The sequence below is a fragment of the Tuberibacillus calidus DSM 17572 genome (genome assembly GCF_000430685.1).
Lineage (GTDB): Bacteria > Bacillota > Bacilli > Bacillales > Sporolactobacillaceae > Tuberibacillus > Tuberibacillus calidus.
The window spans coordinates 1-21,073 of record NZ_KE387196.1 but is presented as its reverse complement, the minus strand read 5'-3'; the positions used below and the strand labels follow the sequence as shown (position 1 = coordinate 21,073).

The following is a 21,073-nucleotide window of genomic DNA, read 5'->3' as shown; positions in this document are numbered from 1 at the left end:
CGATTCGTATTTTATAAATGGCTGGCAGATCCTATTATTAAAAAGGCAACCGCCCTAGCGTGTTCGCAAAAAGTACTTTTCTTAGCCCGCCCGCATAGGATCATCTAAGTGCCAGAAGCAGGCAACGGGCGGACGCAGCGCGCCTGTATTTCCCCCGCTGCATCCGTTGCCAGTGATTCACAAAATTGTTACAATAGTAGAGTGGTGGACAAGGTAAGCGGGTTATCTCGCGCTCATCTCCAACACCACCTTTATTCTCATATGGTCGCTCGCCGTTACAGAGCGGAACGAACAGTACAAGCAAAGGCTCAATGCTCGGAATGGAATCTGTTTTTTTATATAAACGAGGTGTTATGAATGGGATTATTGAAAAAGCTCGTTGACCCAAGTCGGCGCCAATTGGGGAAAATGGAAAAAATTGCTGACGCTATCGATGCATTGGCAGGGGAGATGAAAGCCCTTACCGATGAACAGCTCAGAGCGAAAACGGATGAATTCAAAAAGCGGTTAGCCGATGGCGAAACCCTTGATGATTTGCTGCCGGAGGCGTATGCCGTCGTTCGCGAGGCGTCAACGCGCGTATTAGGCATGACGCCGTTTTATGTCCAATTATTGGGGGCGATTGCCTTACATCAAGGCAACATCGCCGAAATGAAAACCGGTGAAGGGAAAACTTTGGTGGCGACGATGCCGCTCTATTTAAATGCGCTCACCGGTGAAGGCGTCCACCTCGTCACGGTTAACGAATACCTTGCCGCCCGCGATGCTGAGACGATGGGCGAGCTCTTTAATTTTCTCGGCTTGACGGTCGGACTCAATGTCACGAACCTTTCCCACGAGGAAAAGCAAGAGGCATACCGAGCGGACATCACTTATGGAACGAACAATGAATTCGGCTTTGACTATCTGCGCGACAACATGGTGCTTTATAAAGAAGAGATGGTGCAGCGGCCGTTGAACTTTGCGATCATCGACGAAGTTGACTCGATTTTGATTGACGAAGCGCGCACACCGCTCATCATTTCCGGTAATGCCGAAAAATCAACCATTCTCTATACACAAGCGAACAGCTTTGTTCGGCTTTTAAAAGAAAATGTCGATTATACGGTCGATTTGAAAACGAAATCGGTGCAACTGACGGAAGAGGGAATGACGAAGGCCGAGAAGTTCTTCAATATCAAAAACCTTTTTGATTACGCCAACGTCTCCTTGAACCACCATATCCATCAAGCGTTAAAAGCGCATGCAATCATGCATCGCGATACGGATTATGTCGTCCAAAACGGTGAGATCATCATCGTCGATCCATTCACCGGCCGACTGATGGAAGGTCGCCGCTACAGCGAAGGCTTGCATCAGGCGATTGAGGCGAAAGAAGGCGTACCGATCCAAAGAGAATCGAAGACGCTCGCGACGATTACGTTCCAAAACTATTTCCGCATGTACAAAAAACTCGCCGGCATGACCGGTACGGCCAAAACCGAGGAAGAAGAATTCCAAAGCATTTATAACATGGATGTCATCGTTATTCCGACAAACAAACCGGTTCAGCGCATTGACAAACCGGATGTCGTCTATAAAACGATGAAAGGCAAATTTAAAGCGGTCGTTGATGAAATTGTCCGCGCGCATAAAACCGACCAACCGGTTCTTGTCGGTACCGTTGCGGTGGAAACGTCGGAACTCATCTCAGACATGTTAAAAAAACGCGGGATTCCGCATAATGTCTTGAACGCCAAAAACCATGCCCGTGAGGCGGAAATCATCGCCCAAGCCGGTCAAAAAGGTGCAGTCACGATCGCCACAAACATGGCTGGCCGCGGAACCGATATTAAACTGGGTGAAGGCGTGAAAGAACTCGGCGGCCTCTATATCATCGGAACGGAGCGCCATGAATCCCGACGGATCGATAACCAGTTGCGCGGTCGTTCCGGCCGTCAAGGCGACCCCGGGGTTTCACAATTTTATTTATCCATGGAAGATGAACTCATGCGCCGCTTCGGATCGGAGCGGATGCAAAGCATGATGGATCGGCTTGGCATGAGCGATGACCAGCCGATTGAAAGCCGCCTCATATCGAAATCGGTGGAATCGGCGCAGAAACGCGTGGAAGGCAATAACTTCGATGCCAGGAAACAATTGCTGCAATTTGATGATGTCATGCGCCAACAACGGGAAATTATTTACAAACAGCGCTATGAAGTGCTCGACTCTGAGGACTTGAGCGATGACATTCGCGAAATGATGAAAAACGTCATCCGCCGCACGGTCGATGTGCATGCGCCAGAGCATGAGATTCCGGAAGAATGGAATCTGAAAGCCATCGTCGACAGCATGAATGGGACAATTTTTACGGAAGGCGATTTTACGGAAGCAGATTTGAAAGGCTTGGACAACGAAGAAATTTACGAATTCCTTGTCGAAAAAGCCATGAAGAAATATGATGAGAAACGGGCGGCGTTTGACCCCGATAAAATCCGTGAGTTTGAGCGCGTCATCATGCTCAGAACGGTGGACATGAAATGGATGGATCATATCGATGCCATGGAACACCTTCGCGAAGGCATCCACTTGCGCGCTTATGGTCAAGTCGACCCGTTCCGGGAATATCAAATCGAAGGCTTCCGGATGTTCGATGAAATGATCTCATCGATTGAAAACGACGTCGTCACCTACATTATGAAAGCCGAAATCGAAGACAATATGAAACGGCAAAAAGTGGCGGAAGGCCAAGCCGTTAAAGCCGGATCAGACAGCGGCGAAGTCGTGAAGAAAAAGCCGATCGTCAAAGGCCAAAAAATCGGCCGCAATGATCCCTGCCCATGCGGCAGCGGAAAAAAATATAAAAATTGCTGCGGCAAGGCTCAATAATAGTTAGAAACGACAGTGGCGGCTGTTCCATCCTGTGTAGCTCGGTGGAAGACCCAAGTAAAAACAACAACTTGACGCATGCCATCTTTGACAAAAAGCACGGGGTTACCGTGATGTGTTGAGGCTCTATTGGCGAAAGAGGATGAAAAGCCGCCCGTCCAGCAATTTAGAGAAAATGGAGTGGTAACCATGGAATTAGCAGAAATTAAAAATGTTTTAACAGACATGAGTGAAAAACTTCGTGAATATAGGAGGTCTCTTTGACTTAGCGGCCAAAGAAGACCGCATTCAGCTTTTGGAGGAACGCATGGCGCTTCCCGGATTCTGGGATGACCAATCCGAAGCCCAGAAAGTGATCGCCGAAGTCAATGCTTTAAAAGATAAAGTCGGCGGATTTAAAGCGCTCGAAGAAGGTTATGAAAATCTCGAAGTTTCCTATGAATTGTTAAAAGAAGAAGAGGATCCTGACCTCCGCAGCGAGCTGGAAGAGGAACTCGGCACGCTTCAGGATCGCTTTGAACAGTTTGAGTTGGAGATGCTTTTGAACGACCCGCTTGATAAAAATAATGCCATTCTAGAACTTCATCCAGGAGCCGGCGGAACGGAATCGCAAGACTGGGCCTCGATGCTTTTACGCATGTACCAACGCTGGGCAGAAAAACGCGGCTACACCGTTGAGATGCTGGACTTTTTACCCGGTGAAGAAGCGGGCATCAAGAGCGTCACCTTGCTGATTAAAGGGTACAACGCTTACGGTTATCTTAAAGCGGAAAAAGGCGTTCACCGCCTTGTCCGCATTTCACCGTTTGATGCTTCAGGAAGGCGGCATACGTCTTTTGTTTCCTGCGAAGTCATGCCGGAAATGGACGATGACGTCGAAGTGGAGATCCGACCGGAAGATTTGAAAATTGACACTTACCGGTCGAGTGGCGCTGGCGGCCAGCACGTCAACACGACAGATTCGGCCGTGCGCATTACCCACTTGCCGACAAACACCATTGTGACTTGCCAGTCAGAACGGTCTCAAATTAAGAACCGTGAGAAAGCGATGAAAATGTTAAAAGCTAAGCTTTATCAGCTGGAGTTGGAAAAACAACAAGCAGAACTTGCGGAAATTCGCGGTGAACAAAAAGAAATTGGATGGGGCAGCCAAATCCGCTCTTACGTTTTCCATCCCTATTCAATGGTCAAAGACCACCGCACGAATGTCGAAGTCGGCAATGTACAAAGCGTCATGGATGGCGAAATTGATGTTTTCATCGATGCCTTTTTGCGAATGAAACTTCAAGAAGGATAAGTAAAAAAGTGATGCGGCCCGTATTGAAGACGGGCCGTACTTTCTATCACCCTTCTTTTTTTAATGACATAAACATTCGCTGTCGGGACATTGGCTCTCGGTTTCTTAGCTTTCGCGAGGTTTTTATGGATTTGAAATCTGTAAACCTCGCGCTTTTTCCATTTGCACTCGCAGGTGCTCGAAATCTTGCGCAAAGCGGTTTGGTAGCTGATCTTTTAGGTGTTTTGGTTCCACTCGCAGCCATCGCGCGATCTTTTTGTAAGCTTTTTTAAGATCTCACCGACCTCTGCCTATAAACACGTTCAAAAAAGAATGTAAAGAATTGTCAACAATTTAGATGAAGTTTTTTGTAAAGCTTTCCATCCTTTTGATTTATAATAAGGGTATAATTTATTCGACAAAATGGTCACGGAGGGCCTTATGAGTAAATCTGGCTGGGAGACCGCGAAAGTCGCTGAGCTTTTAAATCAATGGTTTCGGCAAATTGAACAAGATGAAATGGAAGGTGGCCGCAAGATTCATTCGCGAGTAAAGAAATTGCTTGACGCGGTCGAAGATGATGCGGACGCCAAGCGCTATTATGCATTATTAGACCGCCATCATCAGGACCGCCTTCATGGGAAAAAAGGCGCGGGCGAAGTACATCCATTGCTGACCTATTATTTTCATCTCCATCGGGGACTTCATGCCTTTAATCTCAATGCCTATGAAGAAGCGTTAACTTGTTTCCGACAAGCGGAACAGTATTTGGACTTTGTCAAAGACGAAGTCGAAAAAGCTGAATTTTATTACAAGTTCAGTGGATTAAATTATCATATGTGCCTGACTGATCGTTCACTCGACATGGCAAGAAAGGCACTTGCAATTTTTGAGACGCGGAAAGAATGCGAGTTGCGGACAGCCGGATGTTATATTATCATTGCGCTTAATTATATAAACCTTAAAAAATTTTCACAGGCTGAAGATTTGCTAGCTTTGGCGTGGGCATCTGCCGTATATAGTGGGGATGCCATGGCACAAGGAATGATATGCCACAATTTAGGATTGCTTTATAAGAAAAAACAGGAGCCAGCTACTTCTATTAAATGGTTGCTTGAATCAATGAAATATGTGGAACCTGTGCCGTCCACCTATTATTTGTTAGCCGAAGCGGCGTTCAATCTCTGTCAGAAAGGCAATGCGCGAAACTGGATTGAAAATGGCATGGCCTTGTCACAAAGCACGGGAAATGCGGAATATTGGCATCGGTTTAAGATATTGAAGGCTCGCTTAAATAACGAGCCGCCGGAAAAATTGGAGCCGATTTTAAAAGATGCACTCGCTTTTTTCGAGCAGGAAGGATTATGGCTATCTATTAAGGATGATGTGCGTTATCTTATAGATTTGTATGAAAAAATGGGGCAGGAAAAGAAAGCCGAAGTGTATCGCCAACTTGAACGCCGAGCCATTGAAAAACTAAAAGTCACCGGCATGACAAAACTTTAATAAACTTCGTGATGGCAAAAGGCGTGAGCGCCAATTGGTTCTCGAACAACAAGATGGATCTGCCCCGAAGTGGGTCGTCTCCCGTGGGAGGGGAATAGATGAACGGTAACGTCATATTACCTGATGAGCGGCTGATCGTGCTTTTAAACGAATGGTACGAACAATCGTGGAAAAATAAACGAAAAGAAGAAATCGATCGGCTTTTGTCGAGCACCGAAAATGAGCTCCTCTTAAAATACCATGCCCTTCTCAGCGAAAGACAGAAGGTCGGCCGTCAAAATCTCGATGATAGCTTCGAGCGTGAGCTGGCATTTTATTACCATCTCTATAAAGGCAACATGTATTTTTACCAGCGGCACAACCGGGAGGCGGAAAAACACTTTCAGCAAGCAGCAAACCATCTGTCAATTGTCGAAAATGAATTTGCCAGAGCGGAATTTTATTATAAATACGCAAGTTTATACTATTTCACTTATAGAATTGAACAATCGCTTGACATGGCCAAAAAGGCGTTGATGATCTTTGAAAAAGATCCGCGGTATGTCAAACGCGCGGCTCACTGTTACATTGCCATCGGTTTGAACTTTATCTCGCTGAAAAAATTTACTTCTGCCGAGGATTGTTTGGCTCTTGCGTGGGCAACGGCCGTTTATGAAGGAGATATTGGTTTACAGGGCTTGATTTGCCACGACCTTGGGCTTTTGTATAAAGACAAAGGGGACTTAGCGACATCGATTAAGTGGTTGCTTGAATCGATGAAATACATTGAACCCGATGACCAGACGTATTATCTGTTAGCGGAAGCGGCCTATTTACTTGGCCAAAAAGGCAATGCGAAAAACTGGACGGAAAACGGCATTAAAGTCAGCCAAAGCCTCGGGCATCTGGATTACTGGCATCGTTTCCAAATCTTGCAGGCTCGCTTTGGAAACGCCCCCAGCGAAGAATTTGCAGCGGTATTAGAGGATGCGATCACCTTCTTTGTTGAAGAAGGCCTTTGGCATTATGTTGCGGAAAACGGGCCGATTTTGATCGACTTTTATTTAAAAAGCCAAAGAAATGATGAGGCCGCGTTTTATCAAAAACTTGTTTCAAAAGCCCGCCAAAAAATAAAAGCGGAAAAACATTTTGAGGACTCGTATTCATCATGAGCCTTTTTTCTTTTGGTCAGCGTTTATCATGTACATTTGCCAAAAGGGCTGACGATGGTACCTTAAAGCTGATACAGCCCAAAGATTTTTAGTAGGCAAAATGCAAAAAGGTTACGAACTCTAGCCTTTACCTCCAGCTTTTCTAGCGTCGCCTTCATCGTGGGTAGAATTCACCAGTCTGGCCAAACTATGACGGGTGGGAAAAAGTGACACCAAGGTTGACCGGGACAGTGATTTTTGGCACCATGGTGATGGCAGGTGAACAAACGAATGGCAAGAAAAAAAGAGAGGCTTACTGCCCGGCAGCGTTTGGTAATGGATTACATATATGTCTTAATCGGTTCAGCCGTTGTTGCGATCGCTTTTAACGTGTTTTTGCTGCCGAATAAAATTGCTTCCGGTGGCGTCAGTGGTATCAGCACGATCGTCCACTGGACATTCGGCATCGAACCCTCTTTTGTCCAGTGGGCATTGAACATTCCTTTATTTATTTGCGGCATCATTTTTCTCGGTTCGCAATTCGGCTATTTACAGTATGCTTTGAAAACCTTAGTCGGCACGCTTTTCCTACCGTTCGTCGTTTTTCTCACTTCTGGCTGGGATGCGGCGACAACGAATCCGCTGTTGGGTGCGATTTTCGGCGGGATGGGCGTCGGGCTAGGTCTTGGCATCGTCTTTCGCGGCAGCGCTTCAACCGGCGGAACGGACTTGGCGGCGCAAATCATAAGCAAATACACCGGATTAACGCTAGGTGCTTCTGTCATCCTCATTGACGGGACGATTGTATTAGTTTCGGCGATGACCTTATCGCTAGAAAGCGCCTTATATGCTTTAATTGGGATGTTTCTCACCGCCAAGACGATCGATGTCGTGCAATTAGGTTTTTCACAATCGAAAATGGCTTTGATTATTTCGGAAAAACATGAGCTTTTGCGACCGAAGATTCTCAAGGAGATCGACCGAGGTGTGACGCGGTGGGAAGGGTATGGCGGTTTTACTGATGACCGCCGACCGGTTTTACTTTGCGTCGTGTCGCAAAGAGAAATTACCAGACTGAAGCAACTTGTCAAAGACGTCGATCCTTATGCCTTTGTGATCGTCGCTAATGCTGCTGAGGTTTTAGGCGAGGGATTCAAAAATCATATTTAAAAAAGAGGTACATTGAAACACCAAGATACTGCTTGTAGCAAAACCTCTGAAAATATCCAGGACCTGTTGAAAGGAATTAGTTCTCCTCAGCAGGTCCTTTTTTTGTCCCATCGGAGCTGTCCATGCTGGCCTCCTCCGAGCCGCGATCCTTCCAGACCATCATGCCCGGATTGAGTACTGTTTCAAGGGGTAATTCAGCATCAATGAACGGCCGACCTTCATGGTTTTTATTCATTGATAAACACCTCCATAAAATAGTATATGTTTCCCGGAACTTTTTCATGAAAACCAATGTTCTGACAAAAATCCTGCAGAAAAAGATTTCTTTATTATATGTATCATCCGCCCTGTCGGTGAAGTCTCTCGCTCACTTAATATTACATTTATGTTAAGAAGGAGGCACATGCCTAAAAAATTAGGACAAATGGCCGAAATAAATAAAAGAGTGACCCCATAAGAAATTTGTCGTTTTTTTATCATTGTTCCATTTTGAAATGTAAATGTAATAATTTTTTGTCTTAACTTGTCAAATGGTGATGTTATAATGGTTTTTAGTAGTATACTTCACAAGCTTTCTAGTAAAAAATGCTTAATTTTACCCTCTGTTGAATTGGATATCTTCATTTTATGTTGATAAAAGGCGCGCTTGGCCGCGCTTCCCCTCATGGAAGGCGAAAGCAACAATTCCTCCGGGCCTTAATACAATTATGCCCAACTCGTCATCCAGAATTCACAAAAATGAGCTCATGAGGTAGGATGTGATTATTTTGATCGAAATGCAAGATGTATGGAAGGCCTATGCCAATGGAGTCATGGCTGTCAATGGCATTAATGTTCATATAGATAAAGGCGAATTTGTATATATCGTCGGGCCGAGTGGTTCGGGGAAATCGACTTTTATAAAAATGATGTACAGAGAAGAAGTGCCGACGCGCGGCAAGATTCTCATTGATGGTACCGACATCACGAAGTTGAAATATCGGGAAGTACCTTTTTTGCGCCGCAAAATCGGCGTTGTCTTTCAGGATTTTAAATTATTGCCGAAACTTACGGTCTATGAAAATGTAGCCTTTGCATTGGAAGTGATTGAGGAAAGCCCAAGGCAAATTCGCCGCAAAGTGATGGAAGTATTGGATCTCGTCAAATTGAAACATAAAGCTCGCTTTTTCCCAAATGAATTATCGGGCGGCGAGCAGCAGCGGATTGCGATCGCCCGCTCCATTGTTAATAATCCGCCTGTTGTTGTGGCGGACGAGCCTACCGGGAACTTAGATCCGGAAAATGCATGGAGCATTATGGAGATCTTTGAACGCATCAACAATAACGGCACAACCGTCGTCATGGCAACCCACAACAAAGAAATCGTTGATCGGATGGTCAAACGAGTGATTGCCATTGAAGGCGGCATGATTGTTCGTGACGACAAAGAGGGGGTGTACGGCTATGAGGCTTAGAACTTTGGGAAGGCACGGCAGAGAGGCCATCAAAAGTTTAGGCCGGAATAGCTGGATGTCGTTTGCATCTATCAGTGCTGTTACGGTGGCACTCTTGCTTGTCGGCTTATTTCTCACGGTCATGTTGAACTTAAATACCATTGCAAATCAAGTAGAAAACAGCGTCGAGGTCGATGTATTCATTGACCGGACGGCAAAGCCTGCCCAACAAGACGCTTTGAAACAACAAATTGAACAACTAGACCATATTAAAAGCATTCAATATGTCCCCAAAGAGGAAGGGTTGAAAGAATTTATTAAAAGCATGGGCGATGATGCGGATGTCTTCAAATCCATGCAAGGAAAGGAAAACCCGCTTCCTGATAAATTTGTCATTAAAACGACCGATCCGAAACAATCGATTACTGTTGCCAAGCAGATTGAGCAATTTAAATATGTCGATGAAGTTCGCTATGGCAAAGGGTATGTGGAAAAACTTTTCCACGTCGTTGACATCGCTCGAAACATCGGGATTGTCTTGATTCTCGGTTTGCTGTTTACGTCGGTCTTCTTAATTGCCAATACGATTAAATTGACCATTGTCGCCCGTCGTAACGAAATCGAAATCATGAAATTGTGTGGGGCAACAAATGCGTTTGTTCGCTGGCCGTACTTCATTGAAGGCTTTCTGCTCGGTTTGCTTGGGGCCGTCATACCGTTTTTGCTCATCGCTGTCGGCTACAGAGAAATCTATCAATGGTTTATCGGCAAAAACTATCAAAGTTATTTATTTGTGAAATTGATTCCATCGGATACGATGACGCTCTACTTAGGCGGTTCACTGATCCTCATCGGAGCGTTAATCGGTATTTGGGGAAGCATGACAAGCGTGCGGAAATTCTTGAAAATCTAGGCGCTTTTAGGGGGAGGAGCATGAAAGCACGGTTAAGCCGGATGGTATGGGCGCTCGGGTTAACGGTGACGATGATCACAGCCACCGTATCAGCCGGCACCGCCTATGCCAGCACTGGGGATAATCTAAAGCAGAAAATCAATAACATCGAGAAAAAACAACAAGAAAATCAGAACAAAATAAACAAAGCCAAAAATGACTTGGCTGAAAACCGCTCTCAACAGCAAGACATCGAAAGCATGCTCAGCACGCTTAAGAAGGAAATAGCGGCCAAAACGGCTGAGATGGAAAAAAAGCAAAAAGACATTGCCGCAACAAAAAACCAAATTGATGCGCTAAAAAAATCCATCGCCAAAATTCAGCAACGCATTGCCGAGCGCGATGCGCTGCTGAAAGAACGGGTTCGCTCAATGTATATTAACGGCGGCACAATTGACTATTTGCAAGTGCTCCTAGGTTCCAAAAACTTCGGCGATTTCGTCACACGTGTCCTCGCCTTAAATGTCATCGCTGAACAAGACAAGAAAATGTTGGAACAGCAAAAGGCTGATAAAGCCAAACTGGAGTCACAAAAGGCTGAAGTACAAAAGACATTAACTAAACTCAACAAAGATTTTGAGCAATTAAAAGCGATGCAAAGCGCTTTAGCTGAGAAAAAAGCGAAACAACAAAGCCTTCTTGCCCAGCTCAAAGAAAAAGAAGGCGAATTAGAAGGCTTAGTGATGAGCCAACAAGAAGTCGCTGAGAACCTTGCTGCACAAAAGGCAGCTGCCCAAAAAGCATATGAATTATGGAAACAGCAACAGGCGAAACCAAAACCCAAACCGCCGATCGAACAATACAGCGGACATTCTGGAAACTCGAATGCCATTATGCAATGGCCGACATCGGGCACGGTGACTTCCGGTTACGGTTACCGCAGCTATGACAATAGTTTTCACCCGGGCATTGATATTGCCCCGCCAGCCGGCACACCGGTTGTCGCTGCGGCATCTGGTGTCGTTTCTCGAGCCTATCGGTCTGGCAGTTACGGTAACTGCGTCATGATATCACATTATATTAACGGTCAGCTATATACAACGGTTTACGCGCATATGGAAGTTTATTATGTCGGAGCAGGTCAAACGGTTCAGGCTGGACAAATGATCGGACGTGTCGGCAGTACTGGGGAATCTTCAGGACCGCATTTGCACTTTGAAGTGTATCGCGGTGAATGGAAAGGGCCGCCCCACCCGGGCACTATAAACCCATTAAGTGTTTTGCCTTGATGAAATATGTAAAAAATTAAATCATGAGCATGTACCTATAAACATATAGTATAATATCCGTAGATGCGGCTCGCCGTAGCGACCGCCCGGATGATGTGGTTTGGCATCGCATCATATTGATGTGATGTTTTTTCTTTACATACGTCCTTTTGTGTGTGAAAGAAAGCATCAGGCAAAGAAAGAAGATGATTATAAGAGGGGTGGCAACAGCTTTATGAAATTTTCTGGAAAAATCGTCGCATTACTGATGATCGTCTCTCTCCTCGTCGGAGCGGGCGGGGCGTACGGTGCGATGCTCATCTTTCAAAAACCTGAAAACCCAACCGCTGTAGAAAGCCCATCCGCAAGCGACAACGCCCATTTCGCGAAGATCGAATCGGTCTATCAATACATCGACAGTAAGTATTTTAAAAAAGTGGATGATGAGACGCTGACGAATGGGGCGATTAAAGGCATGCTGGAAGCGTTGAACGATCCTTTTTCTGACTATATGGATCCCAAAACCGCGAGCGAGTTTACCCAATCGCTGTCGTCTTCCTTTGAAGGGATCGGAGCGGAAGTCCAGCTTGTCAATGGCGTTGTAACGATCGTCTCACCGATTAAAGGTTCGCCCGCTGATAAAGCTGGGTTGCGCCCCCATGACCAAATTTTAAAAGTTAACGGGAAGTCTTTGGACGGCATGAGCTTGTCGGAAGCGGTGTCCTTGATTAAAGGTAAAAAGGGAACCGTCGCCCATTTAGTTGTAAAACGGCAAGGGGCTACACATTTATTGGAATTTGATATCGTTCGCGATAAAATTCCTCTGACCACTGTTTATACTAAAACGTTCAAACAAGAAAATAAGAATCTCGGCTATATCCAAATCACTTCCGTCGGTGAAAATACCGATAAAGAATTCTCAAAAGCTCTTGAGAAACTGGAAGATGAACACATTGATGGTTTAATCATTGATGTTCGCGGGAATCCCGGCGGTTACCTGGATAAAGTCGAAAACATTTTAAATATGATCATCTCAAGCCAAAAACCGATTGTTCAAATTGAGGATCGAAACGGCGAACGCATTCCTGCCTATTCCAATTTAAAAGCGAAAAAACCTTATCCCATTGTCGGTCTAATTGACGGCGGCAGCGCCTCTGCAGCGGAAATTTTGGCTGCAGCTTTAAATGAAGCGGGCGGTTATCCTCTTATTGGTGTCAAATCTTTCGGCAAAGGCACCGTGCAACAAGCGGTCACCTTTCCGGATAAAAGCGAATTGAAACTGACAATGGCGAAATGGCTTACGCCTGACGGAAACTGGATTCATAAGAAAGGCATCAAGCCGACAGTCAAAGTAGAAGAGCCGGATTATTTCTATGTCGCACCGCTTGTCGTGGATAAAGACAAACCGTTGAAATACGACATGAATAGCGAACAAATCGCTAACGCTCAGAAAATGCTGAAAGGTACAGGTTTTGACCCCGGCCGGTATGATGGTTATTTCGATGAAGATACGGTAACCGCTGTAAAGGCGTTCCAAAAAGCGCATGATCTTCCGGTCACTGGTGAAATTAATGCCAAAACCGCTTCAGAATTGGAATATAAAATTTATGACATCGTCAAGGATCCCAAGTACGATTTACAGTTGAAAACGGCGATGCAAGTGTTGTTAAAAAACATTGAAAAATAATAGGTCCGGCAGGATTTTACCGCTTGACCGTCGAAAGATATCCGTATGAATAGGGCATACGGATATCTTTTTGCGTGCAGACAACGAATCGTTAACACTGGATTTAGTTTCTTTATTACGTATTTGGATAAAGAGATTATCAGCCGATGATGGTGCACTCCCATTAATGGGGTTAACCTGTACTTCACTGTAATCCCTTTCTTTTTACATTTCGGATGGAAGTGGGAGACTTCTGATAGAGATATTGTTAAAATAGAAAAGTATTCATCTAGCATTCGTCACGATTGAACCTAAGGGTGTGTGGATAACATGGACTTGCTGATCACGATATTAAAAGGGCTTGTCACCATTTTTTACAATCCGTTTTTCTATGTATTGGTCGCAGCCCTTTTTCTAATAGGTTGGCAGCGCGTCAGGAGAGAAAGGCTCTCGTTCGGTTTAAAAGCATACGGGGTTTTTAATACGGTTGTGTCATCGGTCGGTCCGAGTCTTTTATTGGCTTTGGCCGGAACGGTACTCTTTATCGGTTTGGGAGTAGCGGTGCCAGCGGGGGTCATCGTTTTAATTACCGTCTGCTCTTTCTTGCTTTTATTGACTGGGCAGCTCCGTTTTTTTTCTGGCACTTTATCCGTTGCGATCGCGATCTGGATTACAGCGATCTTCCCGGAGCTTGCGACGAATTTTTCCGTCCTGAACCGCTGGATCAAAGAAATCCGCGGCGCGTCACTGACAGATCTCGGCGTTATCCTTGCGGTTGTTCTTCTGCTTGAAGCTTGTGCGATCCTCTTTTGGGGTCATCAACAACTGTCGCCACGGCTTATTAACAGTAAGCGAGGGAAAAAGGTCGGTGCCGTAGAAGCGAATCGTTTATGGATCGTCCCGCTGTTTCTTTTGCTCCCTGATGCGGGCGGTGCCATTCATTCAGGCGCCTGGTGGCCGCTTTCCGATGGACAAAGTTTCGGTCTTTGCGCCTTGCCGCTCGGATTGAGCATCCAGCAATTCATCACCCATGATTTGCCGAAACCCGCTATCCGCCGCTCAGGTTATTGGCTGCTTATGACGGGTGTAGTCACAGCGATTCTGATTGCTTTCGGTTATATATTGGATATATCATGGTTTGCTCTTGTTGCTGCAGGGCTTGCATTCCTCAGTCGATTGGCACTAGTACTTAAACATTTCTATGATCACTCCGTCAAACCTTTCTATTTCATTGACCAAGGAAACGGCCTTCGGGTCGTTGGAGTTATACATCATACTCCGGCCGAACGAATGGGCGTCCAAATCGGTGAAATCATTGATAAGGTGAACGGCGTTACGGTCCGCAACGAGGAAACCTTTTACCGAGCCCTGCAAATCAAACCGACATACTGCAGAATGGAAGTGTTAGACCACAACGGAGAACCACGTTTTGTCAAAGGTGCCATCCACGAAAATGACCTTCATCATATCGGCTTGCTGTTTTTAGAACCATCCCGACGGGTCAAAGAAAAACATGCAAACACCAATGGCTAAAGAAAAAATAGAAAATGGTACATAGATAAAAAGGCTGCCAAAATAACAGGCAGCCTGTGCTTTTATATGGGCATATATTTAGAGGGGCATTGAGAAAGAACACCGTGGTTTGAGGTCGTCGTGGCCTTTATCGTCACTCTTATCTTTACTCATGCCAAGATTCGACACCTCGGATGTGTCTTTTTGAGAAAGTTAAACTCGAATATTTGTTCGTTTTTAGATAATGTGTTATAATGTCCCCGAATAGGTATCTCGAATTGAAAAAAAGACTTGACGGGGCAGGTTTTGAAACCATGCCCCATGACGAATATATAGGTATAAAGCGACAAACGGAGGAGCCGACGATGGAATTTGCGCTCAAATCAAAATATCAACCTCAAGGCGATCAACCGAAGGCGATTGCGGAAATCGTCAAGGGTTTCCGCGAGGGGAAAAAATATCAAACTTTGCTGGGGGCAACCGGTACCGGCAAAACTTTTACCATGTCTAACGTTATTCAACAAATCAAAAAACCGACGCTGATTATTGCACATAATAAAACGCTTGCTGGACAGCTCTACAGCGAATTTAAAGAGTTTTTTCCGGATAATGCCGTCGAATATTTCGTCAGTTACTATGATTACTATCAACCCGAAGCGTATGTCCCCCAGACGGATACTTACATTGAAAAAGATGCGAGCATTAACGATGAGATTGATAAACTCCGGCACTCGGCAACAAGTGCATTATTTGAACGGGACGATGTCATTATTATTGCTAGCGTCTCCTGTATTTACGGCTTGGGTTCGCCAGAAGAATATAGCGCTCACGTCATTTCGTTAAGGGTGGGCATGGAAAAAGATCGAGACCGCTTGCTACATGAGCTTGTGGACAACCAGTATGAACGCAACGATGTTAATTTTGTCCGCGGTAAATTTCGCGTCCGCGGTGATGTCGTCGAAATCTTTCCGGCCTCCCGTTCTGAACAATGTGTGCGCGTTGAGTTTTTTGGTGATGAGATCGAACGCATTACGGAAATCGATGCTTTGACCGGTGAAGTGCTCGGCCAGCGGGATCATATTGCCATTTTCCCGGCCTCTCACTTCGTCACACGAGATGAAAAAATGAAATTGGCCATTGAACGGATCGAAAAAGAACTGGAAGAACGGCTCGCCTATTTCCGCAAAGAAGGCAAACTTTTGGAAGCGCAACGCTTGGAACAACGAACACGTTACGACATCGAAATGATGAAGGAAATGGGCTTTTGTTCAGGTATCGAGAACTATTCCTTGCATTTGACCTTAAGGGAACCAGGCTCAACGCCGTATACGCTGTTGGACTATTTTCCGAAGGACTTCTTAATTATCATTGACGAATCACATGTGACGATACCGCAAATCCGCGGGATGTATAATGGCGACCAAGCGCGCAAAGATGTTCTCGTCGAACACGGCTTTAGGTTGCCTTCTGCCAAAGACAACCGGCCGCTTAAATTTGAAGAATTTGAGAATCACATTCATCAAATCCTTTTCGTTTCGGCTACCCCTGGTCCTTATGAGCTGGAACGCTGCCCGCAAGTTGTCGAACAAATCATTCGACCAACGGGACTTCTTGACCCGACAATTGACGTCCGGCCAACGAAAGGGCAAATTGATGATCTTTTGCATGAAATTCAAGAACGTGTTAAGAAAAATGAACGGGTGCTCGTCACCACGTTAACGAAAAAAATGGCGGAAGATTTGACCTTATATTTAGAAGAAATGGGCATCAAAGTGAATTATTTGCATTCAGAGGTCAAAACGCTCGAGCGCATTGAGATTATTCGCGATTTGCGGCTCGGGGTTTACGATTGTATCGTCGGTATTAACCTTTTACGGGAAGGTTTGGATATCCCTGAGGTTTCGCTCGTTGCGATTTTGGATGCCGATAAGGAAGGCTTTTTACGGGCGGAGCGATCGTTGATCCAAACGATCGGCCGTGCAGCGAGGAACGCCAATGGTCATGTCATCATGTATGCTGATAAAATCACACGCTCGATGCAAATCGCGATCGACGAAACTCGGCGACGCCGTCGCATTCAAGAGGAGTATAACCGCGTCCATGGGATTACACCCAAAACGATTCAGAAGGAAATTCACGATGTCATTCGGGCCACTTATACCGTTGAAGACGATGGCGCGAAAACGACGAGCGGACGGGATTATAAAGCGATGACCAAATCCGAACGGGAAAAACTCATTGCTTCCTTGGAGAAGGAAATGAAAGAAGCTGCCAAGGCGCTTAATTTCGAGCGGGCAGCCGAGCTCCGAGATATTATTTTAGAATTAAAAGCTGAAGCCTAACTGATGGATTTGTTGACGATTCGAAACAAATGAAGAAGCCTTAGCGGTTCACAGTGGAAGGATGGCTGAAGGAATGGCATTAGAAAATATTGTTGTAAAAGGTGCACGCGAAAACAATTTAAAAAATATTGATGTAACGATTCCCCGCGATAAACTTGTCGTGCTCACAGGGCTTTCGGGCTCAGGGAAATCTTCCTTGGCTTTTGACACGATTTATGCGGAAGGCCAGCGCCGTTATGTGGAATCATTGTCGGCCTATGCCAGACAATTCCTTGGGCAAATGGATAAACCGGATGTCGATGCCATCGAAGGCTTATCGCCGGCGATTTCCATCGATCAAAAAACGACGAGCCGAAATCCCCGTTCCACCGTCGGGACTGTGACGGAGATTTATGACTACCTGCGCTTGTTGTTTGCGCGCATTGGGCACCCGGTATGTCCGGAACACGGCGTAGAAATCGCCTCACAAACCATTGAGCAGATGGTTGACCGGATTTTGGCTTACCCCGAACGGACGCGATTACAAATTTTAGCGCCGATCGTTTCTGGGCGAAAAGGCGAGCATGTCAAAGTGCTGGAAGATATTAAGAAGAAAGGGTATGTTCGCGTCCGCGTCGATGGAGAGCTTCGGGAAGTGACCGAAGACATCAAGCTTGAAAAAAATAAAAAACATAATATCGAAGTCGTGATTGATCGCTTGGTGATTAAAGAAGGGATCCGCAGCCGGCTGGCTGATTCGCTCGAGACCGCCGCTAATTTGGCCGGTGGCCGTGTCATTGTCGATGTCATCGGTGAAGGTGAACTGCTGTTCAGCGAACATCATGCCTGCCCTTACTGTGGTTTTTCCATCGGGGAACTGGAACCGAGGCTCTTTTCCTTTAACAGTCCGTTTGGTGCCTGCCCGTCCTGTGATGGTCTGGGCATTAAACTTGAGGTCGACCCGGATCTTGTCATCCCTGATGATTCGAAAACATTACGGGAACACGCGATTGCCGCATGGGAGCCGACGAGTTCTCAGTATTACCCGCAGCTTTTGCGGTCCGTGTGTGAGCATTACGGCATTGACATGGACACGCCGGTGAAAGACTTGCCGAAAGACCAGCTGGATAAAATTTTATACGGCAGCGGAAAAGACCGCATTCATTTCGTGTACGAAACTGACTTTGGACAAATAAAGGAAAATGATATTTATTTCGAAGGCGTTCTCCGCAACATCGAAAGGCGCTTTAAAGAAACGAGTTCCGATTATATCCGCGAGCAAATGGAAGAATATATGGCACAAAAACCATGCCCGGCTTGTAAAGGCGCGCGGCTGAAAAAAGAAGCGCTGGCTGTTTTTGTCGGCGGTAAAAACATTAGTGAAGTCACCGAATTGACAATCCGTGAAGTACAAAACTTTTTTATGCAATTAGAGTTATCGGAAAAAGAAACCACCATTGCCCGCTTGATTTTAAGAGAAATCATTGAGCGAACGGGGTTTCTCGTTGATGTCGGTCTCGATTACTTGACATTGAACCGCGCAGCCGGCACATTATCCGGCGGGGAAGCCCAACGCATCCGTCTGGCTACACAAGTCGGCTCAAGGCTTATGGGTGTTCTTTATATTTTAGATGAACCGTCGATTGGCCTGCACCAACGGGATAACGACCGGTTGATTCGGACGTTGGAAAGCATGCGCGACTTAGGCAATACGCTGCTCGTTGTCGAACATGATGAAGACACGATGCTTGCAGCCGATTACATCATCGACATCGGTCCTGGGGCCGGTGAGCACGGTGGCCGGGTGACAGCCCAAGGGACGCCAGCGGAAATCATGGACAATGAGAATTCCTTAACCGGCCAGTATTTGTCGGGCCGCAAGTTTATCCCTGTTCCGCTTGAACGTCGGAAACCGAATGGCCGCGCCATCAAAGTTGTCGGGGCCTGCGAGAACAATTTAAAAAACGTGACGGTTTCCTTCCCGCTCGGCACGTTTACTTGTGTCACCGGCGTTTCCGGATCCGGAAAAAGTACGCTCGTCAATGATATTTTGTTTGCCGCACTCGCCCAAAAGCTCCATGGCCGGAAAGTCAAGCCGGGGGCACATCGGCGGATCGAAGGCATCGAAGAAATTGATCGCGTCATCGACATTGATCAGTCGCCAATCGGCCGCACCCCGCGCTCTAACCCAGCCACTTACACCGGTGTCTTTGATATGATCCGCGATGTCTTTGCCCAAACCAACGAAGCGAAAATCCGCGGGTATAAAAAAGGCCGGTTCAGCTTTAACGTGAAAGGCGGACGTTGCGAATCATGCCGCGGGGACGGGATTATTAAAATCGAAATGCACTTTTTGCCAGATGTCTATGTTCCTTGTGAAGTCTGTCACGGTAAGCGTTACAACCGCGAAACCTTGGAAGTCACCTACAAAGGCAAAACGATCGCCGATGTTTTGGAGATGACCGTTGAGGAAGCGTTGGTCTTTTTTGAAAATATACCGAGAATCAAGCGCCGCATTGAGCCGCTTTATGCTGTCGGTCTTGGTTACATGAAACTTGGCCAGCCAGCGACGACGTTATCGGGCGGGGAAGCCCAACGCGTGAAACTTGCCTCCCAGCTTTATCGTAGAACAAAGGGGAGAGCCCTCTATATTCTCGATGAACCGACAACCGGCTTACATGTTGATGACATCTCCCGGCTGTTGGATGTGCTTCAGCAACTGGTTGATCAAGGCGACACGGTTCTCGTCATTGAACATAATCTCGACGTGATCAAAACCGCTGATTATATCATCGACCTTGGTCCGGAAGGCGGCGACCGCGGCGGCACCATCGTCGCAACCGGCACACCGGAAGTGGTTGCCGAAACGGAAGCATCATACACCGGTAGATATCTAAAGCCCATCCTTGAAAGGGATAAACGGCGAATGGAAGAACGGATTAAGAAACACCAAACGGTATCCTGACAATCCTTTGCTTAAATCCCGGGGAGAGTATGACATTCATCGAAGTGTGGGGCGTATAATCACTAAACTAGAATGATGGAGTTGATGGATGATGAAGCGATTATTCCGATCTAGGGAAAATCGAATGTTGTTGGGCGTGTTGGGCGGAATCGGCGAATACTTTTCCGTTGATCCGACAATTGTTAGAGTGATATACCTCATCATCATGTTTGCGACCGCTTTTTTACCATTAACATTACTCTACTTTTTGCTTTACCTGATTATACCGGAGAAGGACATTTATTAACATTGAATGGAGCGAATGTATGAAAAATTGGATCATCCACATTATCGTTATAACCATTGTGCTCATGGTTGTGGACGGGTATATGGACAGTATCAAGTTATCCGGTGTCGGTGCGGCGCTTATTGCCGGGGTGATTCTTTCTGTACTGAATGTGATTGTAAAGCCACTTTTAATCATCCTTACATTACCAGTTACTGTATTATCGTTGGGTTTATTCTTATTCGTCATCAATGCCATCACCCTTGAAATCACGGCAGGACTGATGGGAGACGCCTTTGAAATCAATGGCTTTGGTGCCGCATTACTCGCTGCGATCATCATATCCATCCTCAACCTGCTCATCCAAACCTTCATTGTCAAACCCCTTAAAAAAGGAAAATAAAAAGATACTTTCTAGAACCGGCCTTAGGTCGGTTTTTTGTATCTTGAGCAAACCTCCTAATTAGGGTCTACTGAATAACAAAAAAATGTTGATTTAACAAGGGTTTTTCACTTTTTTGTCGAATTTATATGCAAGGGTATGATTCGGAAACTCATCAAAAACCTTGCACTTGGAGGGACTAACTTTGTACGAACATCATGCCGATCAACTCATCCTGCCACATGAATTTTTCCTGCCGTTTGGTGGACAATTAAATCCCAATAACCGTTGGGTGGTCTTGTCTAACCTCATCCCCTGGTCAAAAGCTGAAAAAGAATATGTCAAGTCACTGGGAGACGTCAGGCAAGGACACAAGGCCTTTTCGGTTCGTTTGGCACTTGGTTCATTGATCATTC

At 45.9% G+C, this 21,073-nt stretch carries 15 protein-coding genes and 1 pseudogene; 15 read left to right on the top strand and 1 reads right to left on the bottom strand.

The window, feature by feature from the left end; translation table 11 throughout:
* Positions 1–357: 357 nt before the first annotated feature.
* The 5 genes from secA to H532_RS0116310 all read left to right on the top strand — a co-directional run bounded on the left by secA (position 358) and on the right by H532_RS0116310 (position 7,953).
* Complete coding sequence (gene secA, locus H532_RS0116335; protein ID WP_027726352.1) at positions 358–2,871, top strand: preprotein translocase subunit SecA; 2,514 nt, start codon at positions 358–360, stop codon at positions 2,869–2,871.
* A 189-nt stretch (positions 2,872–3,060) separates the two neighbouring features.
* Positions 3,061–4,168, top strand: a protein-coding gene (prfB, locus tag H532_RS0116330; protein WP_155995084.1) for a peptide chain release factor 2 whose coding sequence is annotated in 2 segments (ribosomal slippage) — positions 3,061–3,132 and positions 3,134–4,168 — 1,107 coding nt in all. Because the reading frame shifts where the segments join, the coding sequence is not laid out codon by codon here.
* A 420-nt stretch (positions 4,169–4,588) separates the two neighbouring features.
* Positions 4,589–5,653: a response regulator aspartate phosphatase gene (locus H532_RS0116320; protein ID WP_027726349.1), complete on the top strand. Its 1,065-nt coding sequence runs from the start codon at positions 4,589–4,591 to the stop codon at positions 5,651–5,653.
* Positions 5,654–5,751: 98 nt separating this feature from the next.
* Positions 5,752–6,804, top strand: coding sequence for a tetratricopeptide repeat protein (locus H532_RS0116315; RefSeq protein WP_027726348.1), 1,053 nt, complete (start codon positions 5,752–5,754; stop codon positions 6,802–6,804).
* A 270-nt stretch (positions 6,805–7,074) separates the two neighbouring features.
* Positions 7,075–7,953, top strand: a complete 879-nt coding sequence (locus H532_RS0116310; protein WP_027726347.1) for a YitT family protein — start codon at positions 7,075–7,077, stop codon at positions 7,951–7,953.
* 76 nt (positions 7,954–8,029) lie between these two features.
* Here H532_RS0116310 and H532_RS20470 read toward each other — a convergent pair whose 3' ends face one another.
* Positions 8,030–8,188 carry a hypothetical protein gene (locus tag H532_RS20470; RefSeq protein ID WP_155995083.1) on the bottom strand — a complete coding sequence of 53 codons (159 nt, stop codon included), beginning with the start codon at positions 8,186–8,188 and terminating at the stop codon, positions 8,030–8,032.
* Between the two features lie 532 nt (positions 8,189–8,720).
* Between H532_RS20470 and ftsE the strand changes: the two genes are divergently transcribed.
* The 10 genes and pseudogenes from ftsE to H532_RS19230 all read left to right on the top strand — a co-directional run.
* Positions 8,721–9,407, top strand: coding sequence for a cell division ATP-binding protein FtsE (gene ftsE, locus H532_RS0116300; RefSeq protein WP_027726346.1), 687 nt, complete (start codon positions 8,721–8,723; stop codon positions 9,405–9,407).
* A complete protein-coding gene (gene ftsX, locus H532_RS0116295; protein ID WP_027726345.1) occupies positions 9,397–10,299 on the top strand; it encodes a permease-like cell division protein FtsX in 903 nt (300 codons plus the stop codon). Before ftsE ends, ftsX begins: the two co-directional genes overlap by 11 nt.
* 20 nt (positions 10,300–10,319) lie before the next feature.
* A complete protein-coding gene (locus H532_RS19235; protein WP_051263393.1) occupies positions 10,320–11,567 on the top strand; it encodes a murein hydrolase activator EnvC family protein in 1,248 nt (415 codons plus the stop codon).
* A gap of 214 nt (positions 11,568–11,781) precedes the next feature.
* A complete protein-coding gene (locus H532_RS0116285; protein WP_027726344.1) occupies positions 11,782–13,233 on the top strand; it encodes a S41 family peptidase in 1,452 nt (483 codons plus the stop codon).
* A 309-nt stretch (positions 13,234–13,542) separates the two neighbouring features.
* A complete protein-coding gene (locus tag H532_RS0116280) occupies positions 13,543–14,745 on the top strand; it encodes a PDZ domain-containing protein (RefSeq protein WP_038112803.1) in 1,203 nt (400 codons plus the stop codon).
* 344 nt (positions 14,746–15,089) lie between these two features.
* Positions 15,090–17,066 carry an excinuclease ABC subunit UvrB gene (gene uvrB, locus H532_RS0116275; protein WP_027726342.1) on the top strand — a complete coding sequence of 659 codons (1,977 nt, stop codon included), beginning with the start codon at positions 15,090–15,092 and terminating at the stop codon, positions 17,064–17,066.
* A gap of 73 nt (positions 17,067–17,139) precedes the next feature.
* Entirely contained in the window at positions 17,140–20,010 is a 2,871-nt protein-coding gene (gene uvrA / locus H532_RS0116270) for an excinuclease ABC subunit UvrA (RefSeq protein WP_027726341.1), read from the top strand.
* Between the two features lie 91 nt (positions 20,011–20,101).
* Positions 20,102–20,296: a PspC domain-containing protein gene (locus H532_RS0116265; RefSeq protein ID WP_027726340.1), complete on the top strand. Its 195-nt coding sequence runs from the start codon at positions 20,102–20,104 to the stop codon at positions 20,294–20,296.
* A 19-nt stretch (positions 20,297–20,315) separates the two neighbouring features.
* Positions 20,316–20,678: a phage holin family protein gene (locus H532_RS0116260; protein ID WP_027726339.1), complete on the top strand. Its 363-nt coding sequence runs from the start codon at positions 20,316–20,318 to the stop codon at positions 20,676–20,678.
* Positions 20,679–20,862: 184 nt separating this feature from the next.
* Positions 20,863–21,073, top strand: a pseudogene (locus H532_RS19230) (IS5/IS1182 family transposase); the annotation flags it as partial.

Coding starts and splice junctions, on each gene's coding strand:
- secA (WP_027726352.1), top strand. CDS start 358: ATGGGATTATTGAAAAAGCTCGTTGACCCAAGTCGGCGCCAATTGGGG.
- H532_RS0116320 (WP_027726349.1), top strand. CDS start 4,589: ATGAGTAAATCTGGCTGGGAGACCGCGAAAGTCGCTGAGCTTTTAAAT.
- H532_RS0116315 (WP_027726348.1), top strand. CDS start 5,752: ATGAACGGTAACGTCATATTACCTGATGAGCGGCTGATCGTGCTTTTA.
- H532_RS0116310 (WP_027726347.1), top strand. CDS start 7,075: ATGGCAAGAAAAAAAGAGAGGCTTACTGCCCGGCAGCGTTTGGTAATG.
- H532_RS20470 (WP_155995083.1), bottom strand. CDS start 8,188: ATGAATAAAAACCATGAAGGTCGGCCGTTCATTGATGCTGAATTACCC.
- ftsX (WP_027726345.1), top strand. CDS start 9,397: ATGAGGCTTAGAACTTTGGGAAGGCACGGCAGAGAGGCCATCAAAAGT.
- H532_RS19235 (WP_051263393.1), top strand. CDS start 10,320: ATGAAAGCACGGTTAAGCCGGATGGTATGGGCGCTCGGGTTAACGGTG.
- H532_RS0116285 (WP_027726344.1), top strand. CDS start 11,782: ATGAAATTTTCTGGAAAAATCGTCGCATTACTGATGATCGTCTCTCTC.
- H532_RS0116280 (WP_038112803.1), top strand. CDS start 13,543: ATGGACTTGCTGATCACGATATTAAAAGGGCTTGTCACCATTTTTTAC.
- uvrB (WP_027726342.1), top strand. CDS start 15,090: ATGGAATTTGCGCTCAAATCAAAATATCAACCTCAAGGCGATCAACCG.
- uvrA (WP_027726341.1), top strand. CDS start 17,140: ATGGCATTAGAAAATATTGTTGTAAAAGGTGCACGCGAAAACAATTTA.
- H532_RS0116265 (WP_027726340.1), top strand. CDS start 20,102: ATGAAGCGATTATTCCGATCTAGGGAAAATCGAATGTTGTTGGGCGTG.
- H532_RS0116260 (WP_027726339.1), top strand. CDS start 20,316: ATGAAAAATTGGATCATCCACATTATCGTTATAACCATTGTGCTCATG.